This is a genomic window from Mesorhizobium sp. LSJC285A00 (assembly GCF_000503155.1).
Classification (GTDB): domain Bacteria; phylum Pseudomonadota; class Alphaproteobacteria; order Rhizobiales; family Rhizobiaceae; genus Mesorhizobium.
The window spans coordinates 1-1,709 of record NZ_AYVK01000099.1 but is presented as its reverse complement, the minus strand read 5'-3'; the positions used below and the strand labels follow the sequence as shown (position 1 = coordinate 1,709).

Annotated in this window: 3 pseudogenes; 1 reads left to right on the top strand and 2 read right to left on the bottom strand. The window is 59.5% G+C overall.

Going from position 1 to position 1,709, the window contains the following annotated elements:
• Positions 1-401 precede the first annotated feature (401 nt).
• Together X726_RS1000000172165 and X726_RS1000000170260 are read right to left on the bottom strand one after the other, a co-directional pair.
• Positions 402-663, bottom strand: a pseudogene (locus X726_RS1000000172165) (IS256 family transposase); the annotation flags it as partial.
• 292 nt (positions 664-955) lie between these two features.
• Positions 956-1,301, bottom strand: a pseudogene (locus X726_RS1000000170260) (IS5/IS1182 family transposase); the annotation flags it as partial.
• Positions 1,302-1,367: 66 nt separating this feature from the next.
• Between X726_RS1000000170260 and X726_RS01000000167845 the strand changes: the two are divergent.
• Positions 1,368-1,709: pseudogene (locus X726_RS01000000167845) on the top strand (transposase); the annotation flags it as partial.

The following is a 1,709-nucleotide window of genomic DNA, read 5'->3' as shown; positions in this document are numbered from 1 at the left end:
TTCGATTCATTGCGAGGCTGATCAATCATAAGGCTCTTGTGAACACTGCGCTCGACCCTTTTCCCTCTACCTGGACGGGACGAGCAAAGCGAATAGGTAAGTATAACCGTTTGAACTACGGTCTGACTTCCTTTCTCGCAGCGCTTATGGACAGTTCTGCGTCGCTTCGTCGAGGCCTTATCAGATTCGCAATCACAGATGGCCGCAGCATCTCAGACCTTCTAACCAATGACGAGCNGTCGGTGATGCCATTCTGCCCGCGAGCAAATACGAACATCCCTACGATTATGGTGGCCGAGAAGATGTCTGATGCGATACTGAATGAGCGCTAATGGAGTGTGGGTGCCGTCGCGAATAGTGTTGGAATTCGGCGGAGCAGCCCGGTAGGCTGGGGTTCGTTCGGCGAGGTCAATCTGCGTATGGAGAGGCTTGATGGGCAGCGTCTGCCATCCATCGACTTTTCGCATCGAGCTTTGTCAGACACCATCAACGCCCAGAACAGTATGGCCGCGGTTTCGGGCAAAGGCAGCACGGTCTCGGTCTTGATGCGCCGCTTGAACTCTTCGTGCAGACGTTCGATGGCGTTGGCCGCTTTCCATTGGCTCGGCGTCAGTCTGGTGAAGCCCAGGAGGCGCTCGCCGGCCTCTACGAGCCATTGGTCACGAGCGTCAGTTGAGCCGCCAATTGCGAACAAAGGTCCTTGCGGCGGGCCGCGATCTCCAGCGGCGTGGCCGGGTAGCTTATGTCGGTGTAATCGGCGCCGATGTTGCGTCGATCATCAGTTTTGATCGGGTTTGCCGCCTTGTGCCGGCACTTTGGCGAACATCCGGTTGAATACGCCTCGTCTCCAGCTGATGAGGCGATTTTTGGACCGCTTGTGAGGACCGTGTTCCGTGGAGGGGGCGGGTCGCGTCACTGTCGTGGCGAATTGACAGGCTGCCCCCTGCCTCACCAGGCCGGCGATCTGACGGGAGATGTCGCGGACGGTGCGCCCCAGATACGTCCTGAGCCTGCGCAGGGCCTTGTTGACCCGCTTGAACGGTTTGGCATGGGCGTAGCGCTGTAGATGATCAGCGCCTGCTTGCCGACCCGGACGTATGGCACAGGTGGAGCCCGGCCTTCCTGGCCAGCCGGACGAGCCGCTCGCGGGCACGATTGATGAGCTTGGCGTCGGTTGGGAACATGACGTTCTTGGGTTGAACCGTCGTGTCGACAATGATCGGGCGCGTGTTCTGCGGCTTGATCGCGTCGGTCTTGACCGCGATGCTGAGGCTTTCCTACAGCAGCACCTTGATCCGCTCTGACCTGGCACTGAGAATTTCCTCCATCTGAGATTAGAGTCCGAGCCTTGATTGAAGGACGGACTGATGAAGAGAAAGCGGTTTACGGAAGAGCAGATCATCGCGGTTCTGCGCGAGCCTGAGGCGGGTGCGAAGGCGGGCGAGCTTGCCCGCAAGCACGGGGTCTCGGAGGCGACGCTGTATAACTGGAAGGCCAAGTATGGCGGATGGACGTCTCTGACGCCAAGCGGCTGAAGGCCTTGGACGACGAGAACGCCAAGCTGAAGAAGCTGCTCGCCGACCAGATCGCTCGAAGCCTCGGCACTGCGCGAGCTTCTGTCAAAAAATGGTAGGGCCCGCCGCCAGGCGCGAAGCCGTCGCGCATCTGCAGGCCGTCATGGGCCTATCGGAGCGTCGGGCCTGTTCCTT